Annotated in this window: 26 protein-coding genes and 1 tRNA gene; 14 read left to right on the forward strand and 13 right to left on the reverse strand. The window is 29.0% G+C overall.

Translation table 11 applies throughout. The features are described 5' to 3' along the window. Positions 1-24: 24 nt before the first annotated feature. From METVI_RS0104085 to METVI_RS0104105, 5 genes are read right to left on the reverse strand one after another with little or no spacing between them, the layout of a single operon-like run. Positions 25-1,119: a FecCD family ABC transporter permease gene (locus METVI_RS0104085; protein ID WP_004589899.1), complete on the reverse strand. Its 1,095-nt coding sequence runs from the start codon at positions 1,117-1,119 to the stop codon at positions 25-27. Beyond that, positions 1,116-2,156 (reverse strand): FecCD family ABC transporter permease, encoded by a 1,041-nt coding sequence (locus METVI_RS0104090; protein WP_004589898.1) that lies wholly within the window; start codon positions 2,154-2,156, stop codon positions 1,116-1,118. The genes METVI_RS0104085 and METVI_RS0104090 overlap by 4 nt, the downstream gene beginning before the upstream one ends. Beyond that, complete coding sequence (gene serS, locus METVI_RS0104095) at positions 2,147-3,646, reverse strand: serine--tRNA ligase (RefSeq protein ID WP_017981055.1); 1,500 nt, start codon at positions 3,644-3,646, stop codon at positions 2,147-2,149. The genes METVI_RS0104090 and serS overlap by 10 nt, the downstream gene beginning before the upstream one ends. After that, positions 3,643-4,644: a DUF354 domain-containing protein gene (locus tag METVI_RS0104100; protein WP_004589896.1), complete on the reverse strand. Its 1,002-nt coding sequence runs from the start codon at positions 4,642-4,644 to the stop codon at positions 3,643-3,645. The genes serS and METVI_RS0104100 overlap by 4 nt, the downstream gene beginning before the upstream one ends. Further along, positions 4,641-5,807 (reverse strand): molybdopterin molybdotransferase MoeA, encoded by a 1,167-nt coding sequence (locus tag METVI_RS0104105; protein ID WP_004589895.1) that lies wholly within the window; start codon positions 5,805-5,807, stop codon positions 4,641-4,643. Before METVI_RS0104105 ends, METVI_RS0104100 begins: the two co-directional genes overlap by 4 nt. A 160-nt stretch (positions 5,808-5,967) precedes the next feature. Here METVI_RS0104105 and nrdD point away from each other — a divergent pair, with 160 nt between their 5' ends. Next, positions 5,968-8,256: an anaerobic ribonucleoside-triphosphate reductase gene (gene nrdD / locus METVI_RS0104115; RefSeq protein ID WP_004589894.1), complete on the forward strand. Its 2,289-nt coding sequence runs from the start codon at positions 5,968-5,970 to the stop codon at positions 8,254-8,256. A 3-nt stretch (positions 8,257-8,259) separates the two neighbouring features. Here nrdD and arfB read toward each other — a convergent pair whose 3' ends face one another. The 5 genes from arfB to METVI_RS0104140 all read right to left on the reverse strand — a co-directional run bounded on the left by arfB (position 8,260) and on the right by METVI_RS0104140 (position 11,056). Beyond that, positions 8,260-8,928, reverse strand: a complete 669-nt coding sequence (gene arfB, locus METVI_RS0104120) for a 2-amino-5-formylamino-6-ribosylaminopyrimidin-4(3H)-one 5'-monophosphate deformylase (protein WP_004589893.1) — start codon at positions 8,926-8,928, stop codon at positions 8,260-8,262. Beyond that, positions 8,910-9,080: an RNA-protein complex protein Nop10 gene (locus METVI_RS0104125; RefSeq protein ID WP_004589892.1), complete on the reverse strand. Its 171-nt coding sequence runs from the start codon at positions 9,078-9,080 to the stop codon at positions 8,910-8,912. The genes arfB and METVI_RS0104125 overlap by 19 nt, the downstream gene beginning before the upstream one ends. Further along, a complete protein-coding gene (locus tag METVI_RS0104130) occupies positions 9,077-9,865 on the reverse strand; it encodes a translation initiation factor IF-2 subunit alpha (protein WP_004589891.1) in 789 nt (262 codons plus the stop codon). Before METVI_RS0104130 ends, METVI_RS0104125 begins: the two co-directional genes overlap by 4 nt. A 114-nt stretch (positions 9,866-9,979) precedes the next feature. Beyond that, positions 9,980-10,531 (reverse strand): hypoxanthine/guanine phosphoribosyltransferase, encoded by a 552-nt coding sequence (hpt, locus tag METVI_RS0104135; protein ID WP_004589890.1) that lies wholly within the window; start codon positions 10,529-10,531, stop codon positions 9,980-9,982. A gap of 9 nt (positions 10,532-10,540) precedes the next feature. Then, the gene (locus METVI_RS0104140; protein ID WP_004589889.1) at positions 10,541-11,056 is read right to left on the reverse strand and encodes a hypothetical protein; all 516 of its coding nucleotides are present in this window, start codon (positions 11,054-11,056) and stop codon (positions 10,541-10,543) included. A 26-nt stretch (positions 11,057-11,082) separates the two neighbouring features. Between METVI_RS0104140 and METVI_RS0104145 the strand changes: the two genes are divergently transcribed. Both METVI_RS0104145 and METVI_RS0104150 read left to right on the forward strand, forming a co-directional pair. Then, positions 11,083-12,201 (forward strand): pyridoxal phosphate-dependent aminotransferase, encoded by a 1,119-nt coding sequence (locus tag METVI_RS0104145; protein ID WP_004589888.1) that lies wholly within the window; start codon positions 11,083-11,085, stop codon positions 12,199-12,201. A 9-nt stretch (positions 12,202-12,210) separates the two neighbouring features. Further along, entirely contained in the window at positions 12,211-13,203 is a 993-nt protein-coding gene (locus tag METVI_RS0104150; RefSeq protein ID WP_004589887.1) for an archaeosine biosynthesis radical SAM protein RaSEA, read from the forward strand. On the opposite strand, the gene nikR is transcribed toward METVI_RS0104150, so the two are convergent. Further along, positions 13,172-13,597: a nickel-responsive transcriptional regulator NikR gene (gene nikR / locus METVI_RS0104155; protein WP_004589886.1), complete on the reverse strand. Its 426-nt coding sequence runs from the start codon at positions 13,595-13,597 to the stop codon at positions 13,172-13,174. The genes METVI_RS0104150 and nikR overlap by 32 nt on opposite strands. Before the next feature lie 91 nt (positions 13,598-13,688). Between nikR and METVI_RS0104160 the strand changes: the two genes are divergently transcribed. The 6 genes from METVI_RS0104160 to METVI_RS0104185 are packed head-to-tail and all read left to right on the forward strand — an operon-like array spanning position 13,689 to position 17,943. After that, on the forward strand, positions 13,689-14,567 hold the full coding sequence (locus METVI_RS0104160; RefSeq protein WP_004589885.1) for a DUF2121 family protein: 879 nt from the start codon (positions 13,689-13,691) through the stop codon (positions 14,565-14,567). A gap of 21 nt (positions 14,568-14,588) precedes the next feature. After that, positions 14,589-15,374, forward strand: coding sequence for a septum site-determining protein MinD (gene minD / locus METVI_RS0104165; RefSeq protein WP_004589884.1), 786 nt, complete (start codon positions 14,589-14,591; stop codon positions 15,372-15,374). Then, a complete protein-coding gene (locus METVI_RS07155; RefSeq protein WP_004589883.1) occupies positions 15,374-15,553 on the forward strand; it encodes a hypothetical protein in 180 nt (59 codons plus the stop codon). Before minD ends, METVI_RS07155 begins: the two co-directional genes overlap by 1 nt. Before the next feature lie 2 nt (positions 15,554-15,555). After that, positions 15,556-15,696 (forward strand): hypothetical protein, encoded by a 141-nt coding sequence (locus METVI_RS07310; protein ID WP_017981057.1) that lies wholly within the window; start codon positions 15,556-15,558, stop codon positions 15,694-15,696. A gap of 16 nt (positions 15,697-15,712) precedes the next feature. Continuing rightward, positions 15,713-16,399, forward strand: coding sequence for a glycosyltransferase family 2 protein (locus tag METVI_RS0104180; protein ID WP_004589882.1), 687 nt, complete (start codon positions 15,713-15,715; stop codon positions 16,397-16,399). A gap of 5 nt (positions 16,400-16,404) precedes the next feature. Beyond that, positions 16,405-17,943: a glycogen synthase gene (locus METVI_RS0104185; protein ID WP_004589881.1), complete on the forward strand. Its 1,539-nt coding sequence runs from the start codon at positions 16,405-16,407 to the stop codon at positions 17,941-17,943. Here METVI_RS0104185 and METVI_RS0104190 read toward each other — a convergent pair whose 3' ends face one another. Together METVI_RS0104190 and METVI_RS0104195 are read right to left on the reverse strand one after the other, a co-directional pair. Next, on the reverse strand, positions 17,944-18,951 hold the full coding sequence (locus METVI_RS0104190) for a TIGR01177 family methyltransferase (RefSeq protein WP_004589880.1): 1,008 nt from the start codon (positions 18,949-18,951) through the stop codon (positions 17,944-17,946). After that, positions 18,948-20,261, reverse strand: coding sequence for an MATE family efflux transporter (locus METVI_RS0104195; RefSeq protein ID WP_004589879.1), 1,314 nt, complete (start codon positions 20,259-20,261; stop codon positions 18,948-18,950). The genes METVI_RS0104190 and METVI_RS0104195 overlap by 4 nt, the downstream gene beginning before the upstream one ends. Positions 20,262-20,404: 143 nt before the next feature. Between METVI_RS0104195 and METVI_RS0104200 the strand changes: the two genes are divergently transcribed. From METVI_RS0104200 to METVI_RS0104220, 5 genes are all read left to right on the forward strand, one after another. Continuing rightward, a tRNA-Ser gene (locus tag METVI_RS0104200) sits at positions 20,405-20,489 on the forward strand. 86 nt (positions 20,490-20,575) lie between these two features. Next, positions 20,576-21,370 carry a GTP cyclohydrolase III gene (locus METVI_RS0104205; protein WP_004589878.1) on the forward strand — a complete coding sequence of 265 codons (795 nt, stop codon included), beginning with the start codon at positions 20,576-20,578 and terminating at the stop codon, positions 21,368-21,370. Then, complete coding sequence (locus METVI_RS0104210) at positions 21,367-22,098, forward strand: MJ0144 family RNA dihydrouridine synthase-like protein (protein ID WP_004589877.1); 732 nt, start codon at positions 21,367-21,369, stop codon at positions 22,096-22,098. The genes METVI_RS0104205 and METVI_RS0104210 overlap by 4 nt, the downstream gene beginning before the upstream one ends. Next, positions 22,088-23,416: a phosphomannomutase/phosphoglucomutase gene (locus tag METVI_RS0104215; RefSeq protein ID WP_017981058.1), complete on the forward strand. Its 1,329-nt coding sequence runs from the start codon at positions 22,088-22,090 to the stop codon at positions 23,414-23,416. Before METVI_RS0104210 ends, METVI_RS0104215 begins: the two co-directional genes overlap by 11 nt. Before the next feature lie 123 nt (positions 23,417-23,539). Further along, positions 23,540-24,565: an ATP-binding protein gene (locus tag METVI_RS0104220; protein WP_004592482.1), complete on the forward strand. Its 1,026-nt coding sequence runs from the start codon at positions 23,540-23,542 to the stop codon at positions 24,563-24,565. Positions 24,566-24,615 lie beyond the last annotated feature (50 nt).

Consider the following 24,615-nt stretch of genomic DNA (forward strand, 5'->3'; position numbering starts at 1 on the left):
GTTATCAATAAATTTATACCTTGCTCATTGTATAACTATTTTTTTCTCTTCTTTAAATATTAGATATATAACCAATAGCCCCCCTATTATATCTAAAAGAGAGCCAATAGGTAAAGGAGGAGCATATTTAATATTTAAAAATGAAGCATATTTAACAGTAAGAATATGGCAGAATAATAGAAGATTTACACCTAAAAGCATAGTTGTTGGTAGTAAATATTTATGATCAGATGTCTTTATTATAATTCTCGCCAAGTATGGAGAGACTATTCCTACAAATGCCATAAGTCCTACAAAAGGAATAATTGAACCTACTGCAAAACATGTTGTCAATAAAATTAAAATTCTTATTTTTTTAATGTCTAACCCAAAACTTTTTGCATATCTTTCTCCAAATAATAGAGCATTCAATGGCTTTACTAAAAATATTAGGGCTATTAAAAATATTATAGTGCAAATAGCCATAATTGGTAGGTCATTTAATGTTATCTTTTTTAAATTACCAATAACATATCCATAATACTCATGTACTTTTATATCTTCAGCCTGAGAAATATAAAAAGCTCTTATGCCAGAGAAAAAGTATGTTAATAGAAGAGCTACTATCAAAACTCCATTACTCTCCCTTACTCTATATGCAATGATTAACAGCATAAGCATTGATATAATACCTCCAATCCATCCAGCTACAACTAAATATTTTCCGCCAAATAGGGATATCATAAGCTTAGAAAGACTATCATTAAATATAACTAAAACAGCAATTAATAAAACCCCACTACTAATTCCTGTTGTATATGGAGATGCTAATAAATTTCTAAACAGTGTTTGTAGCATTAATCCTGAGGCAGATAATATTATTCCTACAAAAATAGCTCCAATTGTTGGAGGAAATCTATACTGTTCTAAAAGTTCAAATTTAAACCTATCTTTTTCAGATAAGTAAGTGTCAAAAACATGTTTATTAAATAGATAGTTAATTCCACTTTTTATTTTATAAATAATAAAATTATTAACATCAGATGTTGTTATAGACTCTGCAGTTCCACTATAATAGAGGGACAAAATAAATAGGATTAATGAAGATATTAAAAGAAAAGGAATTAAAATCTTCCTCATAATCCCAACCTTCTATATTTTAAATATAATATCACAGCTATTGGAGATCCAATAATAGACAGTGGTGCTAGAAGAGGTAGTTGTATAGAGGTTTTAATAATAACATGTGGTCTAACAAGAATATCTGATAATAGTAGTAAAACTGCACCAAAAAGGGCAGTTATAGGAATTACATATAGATGTTTTGAAGTCTTTAAAAACATTCTAGCTAATAGTGGACATATTAACCCAATAAAAGCTATTGGCCCAGTAAAAGAGATGATTGATGCTATTAAAAAAGAAGAAAGTAGAATTAAATACCTTTTTAGTCTTTTTATATCTACTCCAACACTCATTGCATACATTTCTCCTAATAAATAAGCATCTAACTTTTTTGATAAAAATATATAAGATAAGAGTAATATTGGTAAGGTTAAAAATGTCATAATTTTTACTTCCTTCATAGTTAAATTATTAAAAGAACCCATTCCCCAAAGTAAAAATCCTTGAAGTTTATTATTTTCAACATTTAATATATCAGCAGTGTATACTAAAATATCAATAAATCCTGAAAGTATAGCTCCTATCATTATTCCACATATTAATAAGGTAGAGACTTGTTTAGTAATTTCTGCTAACTTTATGACAATTAACATTGTTATTAAACTGAATAAATAAGCCATACCAATCTGAATCCAAATTGAGCTATAATTTAAAAATAAATTTGTAAATCCATAAATAACAACTCCCAAAGCTGCTCCGCTAGCAATACCTGTTAAATATGGATCTGCTAAAGGATTTCTAAAATAACTCTGCATATAAACTCCAGCAACACTTATTGCTACTCCAGCTATAATAGCTGATAAGCTTCTAACCAATCTTAATTTTATTAAAATTATATCTTTGATTTTATTTCCTGTTGTTTTGTTTAAAATAAAATTTATTATGTCATTATGGCTTAATTTTATAGATCCTAGTATTAATGAATAATAAAATAATATAAATAATAATACTAAAAGTAAAAATACTGTAAGAATAAATCTCTTTTTTATGGCCATGTTATCATTTTTACAGTTTCAATTTTTTCCACTCTCTTCTTTATTTCATCTGGCCAATCATCATAGTTAAATCCATATTGAGATAGGAAGCCATAAACCCATCTTGTAATTCCAAAACCAGTACATCCAGTCCAAACTCTTCTATTTTTATAATCCTTTATTCTAAAACCTTCAACAAAATGTGTTCCATGAACATTAGCTGAAACTACAGCAACACCTTTTTCTTCTTTAGTTTCCAACCTCATCTCATACTTTGGTACATCAGGAAACTCTATCTCCCTCTCCTCTTTTTTCCTACCTTCTAAATAGAAAGGATCATCCCCTACTTCCACCCAATAACTTAAATCTAAAGTTTCAGCTAAGTTTTCAGCACATTTTAATGTCTCTTCTCTAATTTTTTCAACATCTTCTGGTTTTCCTATCCAAACACATTCAACTCTTAGGAATTCATTAACTCTATCTAAACCTCTAGCCCCTCCTCCTTCCCATCTGTATGTCCACCCACTTCTATCAAATAATTTTATTGGATTATCCACATCTATTATCTCTCCTTCAAACAGCTGATAAAAAGGCTCACACTGTGCAGGGGCTAACACATAAGAAGGATCTCTTAACAATTTTTTTAATTTTTCAATAGGAATTTCTTTCTTAACCATCATTTCATTCACAAATTCTTTAAAAAGTTCAGGTTCTCTTTTTGGAGGAGATACATAATACATACCTTCAGGTAGCCCTTCAAGGTATCTCATTTTATACATAATTTCTAGTGGTATTAGCTTAGGAAATAAAGCTTCTATAAAACCTATTTTCTTTATTCTTTCAACAATCATATTTTCAAAAGCTCTAAAGAGTGAGGCCATAGGTGGTAGATAAATCCATTGCCCTCTACCAGGAAATTTCTTTATCCATCCTTTCTGTTCAGCTAATTCTGTAGGTTCAATAAAACTAATTTTTCTCTTAGATTTATACTTCCTTATAACAGTCCCTGGAGGAATTTTACATACAGTTTTTGTTAAATCTTCTTCGTCATTTTTTAAAACTAACTTTATTGCCCTATCAACTATATTCCTTTTTAAATCACTCTCACTAAGATTCTCAAATATCAAAATTACTTTATCATTAATATAATTAACTTTACATTCTGGAATTTTTATATCTTTCCTTCCTCCCTCAACCTCAACTACATATTTATCAATCTCAACTTTTCTAGCTCCTATTTTAAATTCTTTACCTAATCTTTGAGCTAACTGTTTTTTTAGCCTTATTATGGCATCATGTGCTCTACTGTACCTACCAGAAATGATTCTTAGCTTTAAAATATTCCCCTCAATGTTATAATCTACTATCTTTGAAGCTTCATGTTCTTTTCCTTTTGGAACTCCTTTTAAAAATATCTTATCAGCATCTTTAATGACATCAATAACTGCCTTTTTAGCATCATCATTTAAATCTTTACTAAACACTATCTTCCCTTCTAAATCAAATTTCACTCTATCACCTTACAAATTTCTTTAAATATCATTTCAGTAGGATCTTCCAATTTTAAAACCTTCTTTCTCTTATCTAAATTATTTTCTAAGTAATCTATAATTTCGCTTATATCAAATGTATGAATCATCCTACCTTTCTCTATTAGATATTTATCAACTCCTAAAAGTTCTTTTGGATAACAAGAAACTGTTGTTATGCCAATAATAGCACTCTCCCTATTCATTGTCCCTCCAGCCCCTATCATGGCATTAGAGTGATAAAGAAGAGATATGTTATCTAAAGTTTTTGGAACTATGGTGTTAAGCTTCTTATATAAAATTTCCTGCTTTTTTGTTCTTGGAAATGCTATTATATAACAATCAAATCTCTTTTTAATCTCTTTAATAATCTCTGGTAAAATGTCTTTCTCATTACAATAAGATGAATTTGGACATGGTCTCATAATAATTATGGGCTTATCATTTGAAATGTTTAATCTTTTTAAGATATTATGGTCAATATTTTTCAATCTTGCATTAACATTTGCCATTTCACACACTCCATCAAACTCCAAAAATTCTCTACCACCGTACTTTTCTAACAGCCACTTATTTGTAGGAATAGGTTTTATTATTTTATCCACTAAAGGCAATGTTAATCTATTCTGAGCTTCAGCATATTCATTATCAACGACAAAAATTGTTTTTATATTTAAACCAAAAGCTACTCTTGGCAATTCAACAGAGTGTTTTGCTACAGCTACTTTTGGATTAATTTTTGATATGATCTTAGATAACTTCTTAACCCTATTTGCATATTGAATAAGTTTATCTTTTATATCCTTTCCATGTTTTCCTACACAGATAGCAGGGATATTATAAAGGTTTATTAACTCTTTTAAATGTTTTGACATTCTATAAGTTATAAAATAATCTATTCCTTCTCTTTCAAGCTTTCTTATAAGTTGTATAAAAAAATGCACATGTGGGGCATTTGTTAGATCAATCCACACACTCATAAAATAAACACCTCTACCATCTCTCCTTTTTCATATCCTTCAACATTTTCAGGAATTAATATGTAGCCATCACACTTAACTAGTGATGTTATCACTCCACTACCACTAATCCTTATAGGTTCTACTCCACTATCAATCTTTACTCTTACAAAATCCACCCTACCAAGCTCACTAGCTAAACTTCTTTTTAATGGAAGGACTACACTTTTTCTTTTTAAAAAATACCTATATATAAATAGTTCAAACTGTACTGCTGAAGCTACAGGATAGCCAGATAGGAGGAATATTAATTTGTTATTAACCTCTCCAAGACCAAAAGGTTTTCCTGGGCGAATATTTACACCGTGTAGGATAATATTTCCCAATTCTTTAATAGCCTTAACTGTTAAATCTCTATCCCCTACTGAAGTCCCTCCAGTAGTGATAATGAAATCATTCTCTTTTAAAGCTTTTTTTATCATCTCTTTTAACATATCTTTATCATCTCTTACTATTCCATATATTTTTCCATCAAATCCAAGATCTTTTATTAAAGCATATAGCATATAACTGTTAGAATTAACAATTTTTTTTGTTCTTTTTAATTTCTCCAAGTTAGCATTTTCCAAATCTTCTAACTCATCTCCTGTAGCTATAATCCCAAATTTTAAATCATAAATTGCTATCTCCTTTATAGCTAAAGATGCTAATAAATTTATATGGTAAGGAGTTATTTTTTCATGTTTATTTATAATAACATCTCCTTTTTTTACATCTTCACCAATTTTAGCTACATTTTCATTAGGATGGACAGTTTTATAAATTTCTAATAATCCATTTTCTTCTCTACAAAACTCTTTCATAATAACAGCATTTGTATTATCTGGAATGGGATCTCCAGTGAATACCTTTTTAGCTTTCCCATGTTCAACATCATTAGAAAGTTCTAAAATAATTGGATTTGTATATGAAGCTCCATATGTGTCTTCAGCTATAACAGCATACCCATCCATAGCAGCTTTGTTAAAATATGGTAAGTTTTCATTAGCTATAATCTCCTCAGCAGATACTTTATTTATTGCATCTATTAATGGAACTATTTTTATTTTATTTTTTACATAGCTATCTATTTTACTAAAAACTTTTTTTTCAGCTTCTTTAAATGAGGTTAGTTTTTTTATCATATAATCACCTCATTATATTATTTCCATTGTTGTGAATGATAAAATTAGGATATTTCATTTTTTTAATTATAAATTGTTTTATATTAGCTTCTCCAAAAATACTGTATGAAAAAACTAACAATAAAAGATTTATATATTTTATTATTTTTGAGGTGAGTTTATGATAAATTCTAAAGAACTGAAAGATTTTGTTAGTTCTGTTTTTATTATAAAAAAAGATGGGAAAAGAGAGAGATTTGATATAAATAAATTAGCTAGATCCTTAATAAATTCTGGTGTTAATTACAAGGATATAGATTTTATTGTTAATGAGATACAAAAGAAAGTATACAATGGAATGACTACTGATGAGTTAAAAGAGAATATCTATAAAATTTTAAAGAAGATAGATAGAGATGTTGCTGAAAATTATTATAGAGGAATTATATTAAGGGTTAGAACATCTAACAACCAATTTGAACCATTTGATAAAGAAAAAATTGTTAAAGCCCTTGTTAGAGAAGCTAATGCTGATATAAATATAGCTAAGAAAATAGCTGATGATGTAGAAAGAGAACTGAAGAAGATGAATGTTAGATACTTAACAGCCCCTCTAATTAGAGAAATTGTCAATTATAAGCTGATAGAATATGGGTTAGAAGAGTTAAGACATAATCACACAAGAGTAGGAATTCCAGTTTATGATATAACAAGATTAATTAAGTGTGGAAATAGGGAAAATGCTAATCTCTTACATAACCCAGAAAGTATTCATAAGTGGGTTGCTGATGAAGCTATGAAACAATATGCTCTACTAAAGCTATTCCCAAAACATATAGCTGATGCTCATTTAAAAGGAGATATTCATTTACATGACTTAGAATATGCAGCCACTAGACCTGTATGTCTTCAACATGACCTAAGGCCATTCTTTAAATATGGGTTGAAAGTTGATGGAACAGGGTTACATACAAGTGTGTCTAAGCCCGCAAAACATCCAGAAGTTGCTATTCAACATGCTGCTAAAGTCCTAATGGCAGCACAAACCAACATGGCTGGAGGACAGAGTATAGATGAGTTCAATATTTGGCTTGCTCCATATGTTAGAGGTTTGACTTATGAAAAAATAAAACAACTAATGCAGATGTTTATTTATGAGTTAAACCAAATGTATGTAGCAAGGGGAGGACAAGTTATTTTCTCTTCAATAAATTTAGAATTAGAGGTTCCAGATTTCCTAAAAGATAAACCAGCTATAAAAGGAGGAGAAGTTGTTGGAACATATGAAGAGTATGAAGAAGAGGCAAGGATGATATTAGAGGCATTGTTAGATGTTATGTTAGAAGGAGATGCCCTAGGAAAACCATTCTTATTCCCAAACTTTATTGTAAAATTAAGAGAAAATGCATTTAAAAATGAAAATTATGGATTATTAATTAAAATTCATCAATTATCTGCTAAATTTGGAATTCCATATTTTATTAACATGTTCCCAGAATGGCAAAAAATAAACACTAATGCAATGGGTTGTAGAACAAGGTTATCAGCAGATTGGACAGGAGATGCAGAGAAGGATACACTAAGAACTGGTAATATGCAGTGGTACTCTATAAACTTGCCAAGGATTGCATATGAAGCAAAAGGTGATGATGATAAACTCTTTGAAATACTAAATGATAAATTAGAGCTAGTAAAAGAAGCCTTGTTAATAAAACACAAAATTACCTTAGAAAGGTTATATAAAGATAAAATCCTTCCATTCTTAACACAAAAGTTTGATGGGGAAGATTACTATAGATATGAACATACCACCAAATCCATAGGATTTGTTGGGCTGAATGAGATGGTTAAGTATCACTTGGGAGAAGAGCTACATGAGAAAGAAGCTTTAAAGTTTGGAGTAAAAGTGATTGAATATATAAGAGAATATACCAATAAATTAAAAGATGAAACAGGCTTAAGATGGTCAGTAACACAAACTCCAGCAGAATCAACTGCAGGTAGATTTGCCAGGTTAGATTATAAATACTATAAAGAGGAAACACTTTCAGTTGTTAGAGGAGATTTAAATGATATAAATAGTTTATATTATACAAACTCTTCACATGTCAGAGTAGATGCTCCAATAACTTTATCAGAAAAAATATTAGTTGAGGAAAAATTCCACCCTCTATGTAATGGAGGGCATATATTACATGTTTGGAATATTGAGAGGAGAGCTGACCCAGATGTTTTATTAGATCTAACCAAAAAAATATCTAAGAGAGATATAGGATTTTGGACATATACAAAAAATCTAACAATATGTGAAAATTGTAGAAAGGGTTATGGTGGATTGTTAGATAAATGCCCTAACTGTGGTTCTGAGAGTTTAGCTAAGTATAGTAGAATTACAGGATATTTACAAAATATAAACAATTGGAATCCTGCTAAGAAACAAGAGTTGAAGGATAGAAAATGGTGGATTTAAATATTAGACAAGAGATTTAATTTTATTAACCACTTTCTCTATAGCTTTATCTAAAAGTTTTTTTCCTAAGTTTTCATCTATAATAACACCATTTTTTTCAACTTTTTTAGCTTCTTCATCTATATCTTTATTCATCTTCCTAGCCTCTTCTAACCCCACCATTCCCACTTCAGGATATTTATTAAATTTATTATGTTCCTCTATACTACCTTCAACTATACCTATAACATAACCAATAGACACCTCTTCTGTAGCAGCATGTGTAAAAAAGAAGTCTATTTTCCATATCTTCACTTTTAATTCCTTTTCAAGATCTTTTATATAATCATTAATTATAACATTTCCTCCATGACAATTAACTATTATAAACTCCTCAATACCTATCTTTTTACCCCAATTTATAATAAATTTTAAGTAATTGACAACATCTTCTGGTTTATTATGAATTCCATGTTTAACATAGCTAAACTCTGTTGATGGAATAACTACTCCTAAGAACTTAGCTCCAGTCAAAATAGAGGCTTTTAAAGCAATATATGATGCTATTTTAATATCTGTATCTATTGGTAGAACAGCTCCATGGTTTTCTAAGAATGAACCCATAGCTAAGATTCCTACTTTATGTACTCTTTCATTTAATACTTTACCAGAATTTAATCTGAGTTTTTGCATTTTAAAGACCTTTTTAACATTCTTCTATATTTTCCCCATTTATCTTCTAAAGAAAATTTTGGAGGTTTTGGGACAAATGTTTTCTCTCCACAATAAATACATATATCCTTTAAAGTGTATTTTCCACATTTTGGGCATTTTCTAATCTTCATGATTTCACTCTATAATATTTCCCTTCACCTTTAAGCTTTTTAATGGCCTTTATTGCACTTTCACAGACGTTTTTAAATACTTCCTCTCCACTTTTATAGTCTGGAGCAATAACTTCCACTCTATATTTAGGAGCTCCAACATAAGTTATCTTAACCTCAACATCCTCATATGGATTTGCTTTTAAAGCTTCTTTTAAAGCTTTCTTTATTCTATCTATTCCATCAGGCTCAAAGCAAGTCATTTCTATAATTCCTTCAACTTCGACATTTGTAAGCTCTATACTCTCTTTAGCCACTTCATATAAAACATTCTTCCAATCCTCACTAATATCCAACCCTTCTAATGCTTCTTTACCTTCTATAACAAGTGTTTCAAATGCATTATATAGCTCACCAAATTCATCTTCAAGTAAATATCCCACTTCATCCCAAGCTTCTTCTAAACTTTTTCCTAATTTTTCAGCAGCTCTTTCTAACATTTTAGATGCTCTTTGGAACCTTTTCCATTCTTGTATTTTTTCTCTTCTCTGCTGTTCACTAATTCTTTTTAATGATAAATCAATATGCCCTTTCTTCTCATCAACTCTCAAAACCTTAGCAACAACTCTCTGTCCAGGTTTAACATGATCTCTAATATTTTTTACCCATCCAGAAGTTACTTCTGATATGTGAATCATTCCCTCTTTTCCAGGATATTCTAAAAGCTCTACAAAGGCACCATAAGGCTTAACTTCTTTAACAACCCCTATAACTATATCCCCTTCTTCTGGGAATTCTTTTCTCATGTTTATCACCAATAAATGTTTTATATAATTATTATTAAATTATTATTATATACTCCCTGATGATGACAAGGTGAGCTTCTGATATATGATGAGAGGATGGCTGTCTGAAGGGAATTAATAAATAATTAATTTTCCATCCACAACATCTACTTTAACCAAAGTCTTTATTTTATATCCTGTTTTTTTCTCTACTATTTCTTTTCCATTACCTCTCTCTATAACACATATTATATCCTTTATCTCTGCCCCAGCCTTTTCTAATGCAGAGATTATTGCCATCATAGTTCCTCCTGTAGATATCACATCATCAACAATCACTACTTTATCCCCTTTATTTATTCCATTTAAATATAATTGCCCCTTGCTATATCCTGTCTTTTGAAAGACAGGAATTTCATTTGGTAAATTATATTGTCTTTTCCTCATAATAACAAATGGTATATCTGTATATATAGATAATATTGTTGCCAAGTGTATACCCATAGCTTCAGCAGTAACTATTTTATCCACTTCATCAAAATTCCCAACCTTTAATATTCTCACAGCCACTTCTCTTAATAGCTCAGGTTTAACTACAGGCACACCGTCAGTTATTGGATGAATAAAATAGTCATAATTACCTCTTTTAACTATAGGGCAAGATTTTAAAGTTTCTTCCAATAACAACTTTTCACCTCATAGAGTCTTATAAACTCTTGGCCTAGGTTCAAATATTTCTCCAATTTCAATAAGTTCATTTATAATTTCTTCTAACTCTTCTTCAGATATTGGTAGCATATCTTTAAGTTCATCAAATTTCACACTTTCTAACTTATTTATAATTTCAATAATTTTTCTTTTTAACTCCTCTTTATCTTCAATAAATGGTTCAGCAAACTCTATATACTTTCTTGTTAATTCAATCTCTAATTTTCTCAAATTTAACCATTTTTCATCTCTTCTCTTTATAATTTCAGCTTCTATAAATTTATTTCTTGGATAACCTATAACATCAATAATATCTCCCTCTTTAACACCTTCCAAATTTCCTTTTATTAATACACCTTCTAAATAACATTCTCCTTCTCCTACTATATCAACTCTACCCATAACCCTTATCTTTTTCAGCTTTCTATTATTTAATATTAAGCAGTTATCAACAACCTCATTATTTAAAAACTCCTCAGGATATATTTTATAAGCCACATCCATAATTTCACCATAAGGGTGATATAATAATGATAGCTAAAAGATGTTTAAATATTAAACCCTCACCTATAAGAGAAGTATTTAATTTAGCTAACTCAAACAGCATAAACCTTGGTATTGGAGAACCTGACTTTAAAACTCCTGAATATATAATAGAAGCTGCCAAAAGAGCTTTAGATGAGGGGAAAACACATTATTCACCAAATAATGGAATTCCTGAGCTTAGAGAAGCAATATCTGAAAAGCTAAAAAAAGATTATAATATTGAAGTAAGTTGTGATAATATAATGATAACTTGTGGAGCTTCAGAAGGGTTGATGTTAGCCATCTTAAGTTTAGTAGATAGAGGGGATGTAGCTATAGTTAAGGAACACACTTTTGTGTCATACAATTCTTTAATTAACTTAGCTGAAGGTCAAGTAAAGGCCATAAGTTTGAATGAAGAGTTTGAATTTGATGTAGAAGAGTTAAAAGAAATGATAGATAAAAGAACAAAGTTAATAATATATAATTCTCCTTCAAATCCTACAGGAAAAGTTTATGATAAAGAAACTGTAAAAGCTATATCAGAAATTGCTGAAGATTATAATTTAATAATTATCTCTGATGAAGTCTATGATAAAATTGTATATGAGAAAAAACACTATTCTCCATTACAATTTACTGATAGGGCTATATTGGTTAATAGTTTCTCAAAAACATATGCTATGACAGGTTGGAGAGTGGGTTATTTAGCTGTGCCTGAAGAGTTAAATAATGAGTTAAATTTAATAGACAATTTTATTAAAATTCATCAATATTCCTTTGCCTGTGCTACAACTTTTGCCCAATATGGGGCTTTAGAAGCTTTAAAAAGAGACGATTTTGTCAATAAAATGGTTAAAGAGTTTAAAAGGAGAAGAAATTTGATATATAAAGGTTTAAAAGATATTTTTAATGTTTATAAACCAGATGGAACATTCTATATATATCCAGATGTTTCAGAATATGGAGACTCTTTAGAGGTTGCTAAGAAATTAATTGAAAATAATATCTTATGTGTACCTAGCATAGCTTTTGGAAATTCTAATAAATATATAAGGTTTAGTTTTGCTACAAAGTATGAAGATATTGAAAAAGCTATTGAGATTATTAAAGAATTGTTTTAGAGGAATAATATGAAACCTATAGCAGTTTGGTTAAAGGATGAGATATATCATGATTTTTCTATAGGTAAGTGTTTAGTTATAATATTGAAAACTATTGGTTGCTCATATAACAGATGTATTTTTTGCTCATATAAAGAAGATGCTTCAAAGGATATAAAGGAAGAAGAAATAATTGGTCAGTTTGATCATGCTTTAAAAAAGTATAATTTAGAAGAATTAGATAGTTTTAGTGTAAAGATATTCACATCAGGGAGTTTTTTGGATGACAGAGAAGTTAGTAAGAGAGTTAGAAGATATATATATGAAAGATTAAGCCAATATAAAAACTTAAAGGAGTTTTCTATAGAATCTAGGGCAGAGTATATAACAGAGGATAAACTGGATGAGATGAGAAAATATCTAAGTTGTCATATTGATATTGGTTTGGGTATAGAAACATTTAATGAAGAGCTTAGGGAATTGTTAAATAAAGGATTAAAGTGTGAGGATATTGTTAAAGCTATAAGAATTGCTAAAAAATATGATGTAGGGATAAAGGCATATTTGTTAATTAAACCACCATTTTTAACTGAAAGAGATGCTATAAAGGATGCTATTTCTTCAGCTAAAAAGGCCTTTGAGTTAGGATGTTCAAGAATCTCTTTCTGTCCAATTACAATACATAAAAATACAGTTTTAGAATATTTATGGAAGAAAGGTCAATATAGACCTCCATTTCTGTGGAGTGTTTTAGAGATTATAAGAAGTGTCAAAGAACATTATCCTAAAAAAATTATTGTCTGTGATACTACAGCTTTTGGTTTAAAAAGAGGAGCTCATAATATAATAGGATGTGGTTGTAATAAGATAATAAAAGAGAATATAGAAAAATTTAACCTATATCAAACTTTGGATCTTTTAGATGTTGAATGTGAATGTAAAAAAGTCTATGAAAGTTATATAATAGCTGAAAATAAAAATATTGTACCATTTATTCAGGAATGTGACCTTCTGGAACCATAATACTTAATTTTACTTGCTTAACTCCCTTTAATGCAGAAATCTTATTTGTTAGCTCTTTTATTTTTTTAGCATCTCCTCTAACTAATACTGTCTCTAAACAGTGATCTTTATCTAAATGTATGTGTAAAGTAGCTACAATAATGTCATTATAATCATGCTGTATTTCAGTCAGTTTTTCCATAACATCATTTTCATGATGATTATAAATAATATTTATAGCTCCAGCCCTCTCTCCCTCTAAACTTTGAATCCACTTATGTTTTATTATATAATCTCTTATTGCATCTCTTATAGCTTCACTTCTACTAGCATATCCCCTTTCAGCAATAATTTCATCAAACTCCTTCAACAGCTTTGATGGTAATGAAACACTTATTCTTTCCATATCTGCCATACTCTCAACCAATATTATTTTTTAGTAATATTATTCATTAAAAATATTAATATTAATAATATTAAATAATATATATTATTTTGGTGGGAGTGTGTCTTTAGTGATTTGCTACTATGGAAATAATGGAGCAGTAATGGCAGGAGATAGAAGGCAGATGTTTTTTAAAGGTCCTGAAGAGAAAAGAAAAATTTTAGAGGAAAAGCTTTATAGTGGAGAAATTCAGAATGAGGAAGATCTTTATAAATTAGCAGATGATTTAGGAGTAAAGGTTATTATAGAAGATAATAGAGAAAAGGTTAGAAAGATAGGAAACACTTTAGTAGGTGAAGTTAGGAGTATAGGCTTAGAAGCAAAAAGAAGGAGGGTTTATGCAACTAAAGGAAAATGTATGATTTTAGAGATATTAGGAGATGTTATAACAGACAGGATGTTAAAAAATGGGGCAGGATTAATAGTTTTTGGAAATAGATATTTGAAAAATAAAGCTGAAAAAATATTAAAAAATGTAGCAAAGGATTTTCCAAAGATGGATATTGATGAGGTAGGAAAAGTTATTAAAGATGTTTTTGAGAGATTTAAAGAACATCCTACAATTAGTAGAGAATATGATATTTATGTAACTAAAAATATTGATATTAACTTTGAAAAAACTGTTGAAGAAGATATAAACAAACTATTTAAATATAGAGAAGACATAAGAAAAAAGATGATAGACTTTGGAAAAGTTATGAGTATTGTTAATAAGATTGTTAAGAATGGAGAGGTTGGAGTTATAAAAGAAGGAAAGTTGCATTTATATGACCAATACATTGCTATTGATAAAATATCCCCAAATTTCAAAACTTTTAGGATTATTGATGTAAAAGGGGATGTTGAAGATGGAGATATTGTTGTTATTGAAAATGGAGATATGAAAATAAAAAATAAAGGTATTAAAGTTATGACAGATTATATTATTTGCTATAAATAAAATTTTTTAGGTGGAAAAGTTATGGCAATTGCTATTGCAATAGCTTCTGGTAAAGGAGGTACTGGAAAAACTACAATAGCTGCTAACTTAGCTGTAGCTCTTGCAAAATTTGGAAAAAAGGTAGCTGTCTTGGACGCAGATATTGCTATGGCTAATCTTGAGCTTATAATGGGTTTGGAGGGAAAGCCAATAACATTAAATGATGTACTAGCTGGAAAGGCAGATATTAGAGAGGCAATTTATAAAGGACCTGAGGGAGTTTTAGTTATACCAGCTGGAGTATCATTAGAAAAATTTAGGAGAGCTAATCCAGAAAAATTAAAGGATGTTTTAAAAGAGATTCATGATTTAGTGGAGATATTAATTATTGACTGTCCAGCAGGAATTGGAAAAGAAACATTAATAGCAATATCATCTGCTGATGGGTTAATTGTTGTAGTTAATCCAGAGATATCATCTATTTCAGATGCTTTAAAATTAATAGCTATAACAAAAAGGTTAGGAACAGAAATAATAGGGGCTATAGTTAATAGAGTTTCAAATGAGAGTACTGAGCTTAGTATTAAAGCTATTGAAACTATTTTAGAGGTTAAAGTTATAGGAGTAGTGCCAGAAGATCCTCATGTAAGAAAAGCTGCTGCTTTTGGTACTCCATTGGTTGTAATGTATCCTGATTCTCCTGCAGCTCAGGCTATCATGGAAATAGCTGCAAAGTTAATAGGTGTTGAATATACACCAAAAATAAAGGAAAGTAAAAAAGAATCATTTATAACAAGATTTCTTAAAGGGTTATTTGGAGGGAGATGATGGATTTAATTGTGCTTTATGTTGTTGTATTTATTAGTATTATATTAAACATAGCTTTGGGTATAAAAGTTATAGAACTACAAAAAGAGTTAAATGAATTGAAACAAGCTACAAGATTAACTAAAGAGGAGGTTGATAAACTAAATGAAAGATTAAGAAGATTAAAACTTGAGGGATAAAGATGGAAAAAACAATGATGATATTTTTCCTTATAAATACCCCTTTAGGAATATTTGATAATGAAATTATTATATATATAATTATAGGGTTAGCTTTAGGGTTTTTATTTGGATTTTTAATCTTACATATAATTAGGCTATAGCTTTTTTGTGGTTTTTATGATTGCAGTAATACCTGCCTATAATGAGGAGAGGAATATTATAAAAGTATTGAAAGATTTAAATGATTTAGGTATTGATGCCATTGTCATTGATGATGGATCTACAGATAACACTTATAAAGTAGTTGAAGATTTTTCAAAAAAAGCTAAAATAAAGATTTATTTAATTAAAAATGAAAAAAATCTTGGAAAAGCTAAATCTATTAAAAAAGGTACTGAATTAGCTTTATCTTTAGGATATGAATTGATAATCTATATGGATGGAGATTACCAACATAAACCAAAAGATATAATTAAGCTTTATAATAAATTAAATAAATGTAATGCTGATGCAGTGTTTGGAGTTAGGAAATATAAAAAAATTCCCTTTCATAGAAAAATAATGAATGTAATAGCATCTTTTTTAACTTCTTTAGCTATAATGGTTTATACAAAAAAAATTATATTTTTTAGAGATATACAGTGTGGTTTTAGAATAATAAAAGCTAATTTCTTGAAGGATGTTGAGTTTGGTGAAGGTTATGCAGTAGAACATTTAATAGCTTTACAGTTAGTAAAGAAAGGAGCTAAGATAGTGGAGGAATATGTTGATGTTGATTATCATGATGAAGCTATATCTTATATAACACACAAAAAGATTTTAAATGTTATCAGACAAATAATAAAATTTGTATTTTTTAGGTGAAAATTATGAAGATAGCTATTTTAGCACCAACTATAACACCAATTGTCTCTTATGGAGGTTTAGGAGATGTTATGAGAGATTTACCAAAATTTTTAGATAAAGATAATGATGTTATTGTCTTAACTTTAAATCATTATGGTAAATATTATAAGCTACCATATGAAATTATTGGAAACATCCCTATAGTTTATAAAGGTTCAAAAATTGTTTTTGAAGTGTTAAAGACAAAACATCCTGAAACTGGTGTGGAGATTATAGCTTTTAGTAATAATAAAGTGAATAATTTAGATGTTTGGGATCCTCTAAAATATGAGATTTTTTCTGATCTTGTAGTGGCTTATTTAGATGAGAATAAGGTTGATATAGTTTCTGGTCATGATTGGATGTGTGGTTTAGCTATAGCTAAGTGTAAAGATATTCTTGACTTACCAACAACTTTAACTATTCATAATGAAGCTTTTAAAGGCTCTCTTATAGAGTATAAAGGAGAGGTATTAACATTTTTAGAGTTAGGTTTAAAGTATGCAGATGCTGTTAATACAGTCAGCCCCACCCATGCTGAAGAAATAAGAAATATTGATTATATTAAAAAATACATTGAAAATAAACCTTTCCATGGAATATTAAATGGAATTGATATTGATGAGTATGACCCATATAAAATAATAGATAGGATGTACAGATTATCAAACTGTAAATTAAATCCAAAAAACTATGCGTATGTTGCTCCATACTCTACTGAAGATGCTCATGAGACCAAACCAAAGATAAAATATTCATGGTTTTATAATGGAGGAGTATTTGAATATGTAGAAGATTGGAATAAATATTTTGATAAAATTGAAGTGCATGGTGAGATTAAAGGAGATATCACAACACCACTCATAGGTTTTGTTGGAAGGGCAACATATCAAAAAGGATTTAAAACTATATTTGAAGCCCTTCCAGAATTGTTAGAGAAGCATGATATAAGATTTGTATTTTTAACTAAAGGAGAAAAGGATATAGAAGAAAAGTTAAAAGAATTAGCTAAAGAGTTTTATGGTAAAGTGATGTCAATAATTGGTTATTGTCTACCATTGACATCAGTTATTTTTGCTGGGAGTGATTGGATAATAATGCCATCTTATTGGGAGCCTTGTGGTTTAGTTCAAATGGAAGCTATGAGCTACTGTACTCCTGTAATAGCTACTGAAACTGGAGGGTTAAAAGATACAATAATTTCATTAAATCCTAACCCTTTAGAAAATCCAAACTTTAATAAAGCTACAGGAGTACTATTTAAAGTTCCTGATAAATATGGACTTATTTGGGGAATAGAACATGCATTAAATTGGAGCTTTTATAGAATAAAGGAAATATGTATGTTTATCCAATATAGAAAAATCTGTCCTGATCATCCATATGACTACAACTCTCCATTACCAATGATGATGAGAAACTGTCATCATCATGTTGTGAAAAATCTAAGTTGGCAGAATTCACCATCTATAAAGAAGTATATTGGACTTTTTGGAGGGGGCATTTATAAGCATTACTTTTAATTAAACTTTTTTATACACATGTATATACCTCACCAACTGTTTATGGATAGGTATTTTAAATAAACCCTCCAAATTCAAGTTTAAATTAATTTTTTTATTGTAAGCAAAAACAAAATATCCATTTTCTTTTAAAACCTCTGGAAGGATTTTTATAATTTCTTCTATTTCTCCTTTCTTTGCTGTAGATATTCCATATGGAGGGTCAGTTATTATAGCATCTACTTTTTCAATATTGTTTCTTTTTAAAAAATCTTTTACATATTTTGCATCTAAGCATTCTATTTTTATAACTTTGTCTAAAAGATTATAATCTTCTAAGTTAATTAAGCTACCTCTTGCCATTCTCCAGTCTATATCACATCCTAACAATTTAGCTCCAATCAATCCAGCCTCTATTAAAAATCCACCAGTTCCACAAAATGGATCTAATACTATATCCCCCTCTCTAACCCTTGCAAGATTTACCATAGCCCTAGCAAGTTTTGGTAAAATAGAACCAGGATGGAAATATTTCCTTAAATGAGGTCTATTTTCATAAAAATATTTTTTGTCTCTCATTTTAATTAAATTTCCAATAAATATTCTATCTTTTAAGATAACCACTCTTATTAAGTTTTCTGGATTAGTTAAATTAACTTTAGCTCCAGTTTTTCTCTTTATTATTGCCCCAATTTCTCTTTCTAATAATTGTGAGTTAATACTTTTATCCTTATGGAGTTTTAAAATTCTCACAGCATAGGAGCCATTTATTTTAATTTCCAAAGATCTTTCAATATCTCTTAAAAACCCCTCTAGAGAAAAATTTTCATAGTTATAACTATAAATAATCTTATGAGACTCATTTATATACCCAGCCCTATTTACAATCTCTTCTCCTCTACTTTCACCCGTCAGAACATATCTATCTAACCTTTCTATTTTTCCTTTATACCCAAATATATCTAATAAAGCATTTAATTCAGCAAAAGCAAGATCTGTATGATCTCCACTTAAAACATAACCAATCATATTTTCAACCTCTTTGTAACATAATATCCAAACATTAAAGCGCAAAATCCTGAGAACATTTCAGCAAATATAAAACCAAGAAATACTCCAAAGATTTTTAGACATAATATGGCTGACAAAATATAGATAAAAATTATATGTGAAGAACTTCTAAATATTGAAACTAAAAGTGATAATTCTCCCCTACCTAAAGCTTGAAATAGGGCTCCAGTAGTTAATATCATTGGGGTAAATAGCAAATACCAAGGTAGTATTTTCAAACTAAGGACGAGCTTATTATATATTATATATGATGCCTTTGTATATGTAAATAAATATGCAAGATATGGAGAGAGAAGGATGATAAATAAAATTATAAGAAATTCCATAACTGTTCCAATTTTTATTGTGTATAGGTATGCTATTTTTACATTTTCAAACCTCTTAGCTCCATAGTTAGCACCAATAACAGAGCAAGCTCCTGAAGCTAAACCAAGCATAGGAATAAAACCAAAATCAGTTATCCTTAAAGCCCCCGTAAATATAGCCAAATCTTCAGCACTAGTTATTGACATAATAATAGAGGTTATTATAAAAAATTCAATAGCTACTGTAAAGTCTATTAAAGATGAAGGAAGACCTACTCTTAATAAGTCTTTTATAATCTCTAAATTTATTTTACTTAAGATTATCTTTATTCTGCTTTTTCTTAAATTTGCTGTAAGGATAAAAATAGCTATGAATATTGCCATTATTGTAGCTAAACTAGCTCCAATAATATTTAATTTAAATATATAAATTAATATAGGGTCTAAAATAATATTACTAACTGTTGCTATCACACTAGCAATCATTACTACCTTTGTTCTTCCTTCACCTCTAAATATCCCATATAAAACATCACAAATATTAAATAGCACTGCACTGAGGGTTAATGGTTTTAGATAATTTATAGCCAAAATTTTAGTGTCTCCTGAAACATGCATAAGATCAAAGATAATGCTTAGATTAGGATAAATTAAAAGTGTATATAAAATTCCTAAAATCACAGCTAATAATAGCCCATGGAATGCTGTTTTATTTGCAAGTTTTAAATTTCCTTCTCCTATTCTCCTTGAAATAGCTGAACTAACAGCAATTCCAAAACCCCAACTAATGGCATATATGCTAATCAATATTGGAAAACTAGCTCCAATAGCAGCTAATGCTTTATCTCCTAACCCAGATACCCAAATACTGTCAACTATACTATATAAAGATTCAACAAATGTAGCTAAGATTATAGGTTTAGAGACATTTATAACAGCTTTTTTTGGATCATCTAATAACATGTTTCCACAAGAATTGTTTTTATATTTATAAAAGTGTAAAATAATATAAAATATGACAGAAATTATTCAAAAAATAGAATATAAAGATTAAATAATAATAAACTTTATATATATCTTTTTAAGTATTTAGTTAATGTTCATGTGCGGGGGTGGCCCAGCCTGGTACGGCGCGGGACTGCTAATCCCGTTGGGCTTTGCCCTTCCCGGGTTCGAATCCCGGCCCCCGCGTTTTATTTTTTTATAAAAAATCATATCGAATATTTTATATATTTTAAAAACATCCTCTTTTATGTAATATTATAAGAGATGAGAGAATGATCCAAATCACTGTAATTCAAATAGATAATTATGGCCCTTGGACAGTTACTCCAAAGCCTAGGAGAGAAAGTGATTTACAGGCCTTACAAAGTAGATTATATTCAGATCTGAACTTACTATTTGGAGCTCACAAAGGTTTAGTTTTCTATACAAGATTTGATAATTTAATAGCCATAACCAATGGAATTGATCTAATAACACATAAAAGAATTCAAGAAAATATTAGGAATAGATATCCCTTTACAATAAGTATGGTCATAGCTTCAGGAGAAACCCCTTATGAAGCTCAAAAACTTGCCACAGAGACTTTGCAGGAGTATGGTAGTGCAAAGGATGAAAACAGGAGAGAGGTTTTAGATGTTGCTAATGAATTAATAGATGGTTATGTTCAAATAGCACATATTGATATTAATAATATAACCTCATACACTGATACATTGAGTACATATGATAATTATCTAAACATAAAAAGAGTTCAACTATTATTAATGGAAGAGTTATTAAAACATGAAGCTTTGTTATTTTTTGTTGGTGGAGATAATTTTATGTCTCCATGTAATGGTATGAATGAGGAGGATTTTTTAGACATATTTGATAAAGTTTATAAAAAATTAAACTTCCATTTAAAGGCAGGTATAGGTGTAGGAAAAACTGCTGAAGATGCATCAAACTTAGCAGACATTGGATTAGAAAAGATTAGAGCTAGGGAGGTAAATAAAAGTGTTTGTTTTTTAAAGCAAGATTTTATTGAAAATCCCACTTTTAAAAGAAAAATTTGTGGGGTAGAATGATTTTTCTTGCTCCCATGGCTGGAATTACTGATGGAGAATTCTGTTTAAGATATAAAAATTATTTTGATGCATTTGTCCTTGGAGGTTATAATTTAGATAAGAAAACATTAGAAGCTGCTAAGCTTATAAGTAATAGGAGGAGAGAGTTTATTATTGATTTAGATAAATTTAATGACTACATTAGATGTGAAATAAAGAAAGTAAAAAAATATGGTAAAGTTTCTGTTAATGTTAGATTTTTTAATTTAGAAGAGGCTTATGATAAGCTATTGACAATCTCAAAGTATGCTGATTATTTAGAATTAAACTGTCATTGTAGGCAGAGAGAAATAACATCTTTAGGGTTAGGACAGGAACTATTAAAGGATAAGGAGAGATTGAAATACTATTTAAAAAATATTAATTTTGATATACCTATTTTTTTAAAAATAAGACTCAATTATATACCTTTAAATACTTTAATAAGAAATCTTAATTATGTAAGAGATTATTTTGATGGGTTACATATTGATTGCTATTACCCAAATAAACCCTATCCTGATATAAACTCATTAAAAATAATATCTGAAGAATTCAAAGATAAAGAAATTATAGGAAATAATTCAATAAATTCATTAGAAAGAGCTAAAGAAATGTTAAAATATTCTGATCATATATCAGTAGCAAGAGCTGTTTTAAATAATAATATCAGCTGGATAATGAAATTAAGGGATTATTATGGTTTTTAAGGCATATGATATAAGAGGAATTTATGGAAAAGAAATTGATGAGAGATTTGCATACTCCTTAGGAAAATGTCTTGGAGAAAAGTTTAAAGATAAGGATGTCCTTGTAGGAAATGATGTAAGATTTGGCTCAAAAAATTTATTACCCTATTTTATTTTAGGTTTATCAGAAAATGCTAATGTTCATTATGCTGGGCTAATATCTACTCCACTATTATACTTTGGAACTAAAGGAAAATATGATTTAGGGGTTATAATTACAGCTTCCCATAACCCTCCAGAATATACAGGATTTAAAATGTGTGATAAAAAAGCTATTCCTCTTTCCCCAAAGGAGGAAATAAAACCAATATTTAAATTTTATGATATAGATAGAAGTGTTAAAGAAGAGGCAGAAAAGTTAGATTTGGATAATTATAAAGTAGATGTTATTGAAGAATATAAAAAGTTCTTTATGAAAAAGTTTGATAAAGATTTTGATATTAAAATAGCTGTTGATTTTGCAAATGGGGCTACAACAGTAGCTGAAAAAGAGATTTTAAAGGAATTGTTTGATGATATTGTTTTAATTAATGACTATCCTGATGGATCTTTTCCTGCTCATCTTCCAGATACTTTAAAAGAAGAATGTTTAAAAGATATTAAAAAAGCTGTTTTTGAGAATAAATGTGACCTTGGATTAATATTTGATGGTGATGGAGATAGGTTGGGAATGGTAGATGAGAGAGAAGAGACATTGAGAGGGGATATAATAACAGCAATTATAGCTAAGGAGATTTTAAAGGAAAATAAGGGTGTAAAGATTATTTATGACTTAAGATGCTCAAAAATAGTCCCTGAAATTATTGAAAAATTTGGGGGTGTTGCTATAAAGAGTAGGGTAGGGCATTATTTCATAAAGAAGTTAATGCATGAGATTGATGGTTATTTTGCTGGAGAGTTGAGTAATCATTTCTATTTTAAAGAAATTGGATACTTTGAAAGCCCACTTTTAGCATTATATTATATCTTAAAAATTATGGATGAAGAGGATAAGAAGCTATCAGAGTTAAATAGAGAGTTTAACAAATATTATCACAGTGGGGAGATAAACTTTAAAGTTAGTGATCAGAAAAAAGTGTTAGAAAAAATAAAAGAGATATATAAAAATTGTAAAATAGAGGAGTTAGATGGAGTTTCAGTTTATTGTAAAGATTTCTGGTTCAATTTAAGGCCATCAAATACAGAACCTTTAATAAGATTAAACTTAGAGGCTGAGAAAGAAGAGATTTTAAAAGAAAAAGTAGAAGAGATCAAGAGATTAATTGAATCTATGAAATAATTTTTTATTATTTTTTATTACTATTTTATTTTATTATTCATATTTTTAGTGTTAAAATTTTAATAGTAATTTATTTATAATATTAAAAATATCCTATTTTTTATTATCAGTTAGGTGAAAATGATGAAAGTTTATCCATTTACAGCTATTGTTGGGCAAGAAAAAATGAAATTAGCCTTAATATTAAATGCTATTAATCCTAAAATTGGCGGAGTTTTAATAAGAGGGGAAAAAGGTACTGCAAAATCAACAGCAGTTAGAGCACTAGCTGATCTCTTACCAGAGATAGAAGTTATTGAAGGATGTCCATTTAATTGTGATCCTAAAGAACCTTGTGATCTCTGTAAGGAGAGAGATAATATTAGAGTAATTAAAAGAAAAATGAAGGTTGTAAATTTACCAATAGGGGCTACAGAAGATAGGGTTGTTGGAACATTGGATATAGAAAAAGCTATAAAAGAAGGAATAAAAGCTTTAGAGCCTGGAATATTGGCTGAAGCAAATAGAAATATTTTATATATTGATGAAGTTAATTTATTAGATGACCACATCATTGATCTCTTATTAGATGCTGCTGCATCTGGTTGGAATATTATTGAAAGAGAAGGTATAAAAATAAAACATCCTTCAAGGTTTATATTAGTTGGTACAATGAATCCAGAAGAGGGTGAGTTGAGACCACAGATATTGGATAGATTTGGTTTAATGGTTGAAGTTGAAGGATTGAAAGATCCAAAACAAAGGGTTGAAGTTGTTAAGAGAGTTGAAGAATTTAGTAAAGACCCTGAAGGATTTTATAAAAAATTTGAGAAAGAACAAGAAAAGCTTAGAGAAAGAATATTAAAAGCTAGAAAAATTTTAGATAAAGTAGAAATAGATGAAGATCTTTTAGAATTAATATCAAAAACTTGTGTAGAGTTAGGAATATTTACAAATAGAGCAGATATAACTGTTGTAAGAACTGCTAAAGCTATTGCAGCTTATGATAATAGGGAAAAAGTTAATCTAGAAGATGTTAAATTAGCTATGGAACTTGCATTACCACATAGGATGAGAAGAAAACCTTTTGAACCACCAAGAATAGATAAGAATAGGCTTGAAGAAATTATTAATAAAAATTTAGATGGGCTAAAAAAAAACATAACTTAAAAGAAAAATTAAAAGAAAAAGAAAGTAAAGAAAATAATAAGGAGCAGGAG

Source organism: Methanocaldococcus villosus KIN24-T80 (assembly GCF_000371805.1).
GTDB classification, from domain to species: domain Archaea; phylum AGJL01; class Methanococci; order Methanococcales; family Methanocaldococcaceae; genus Methanocaldococcus; species Methanocaldococcus villosus.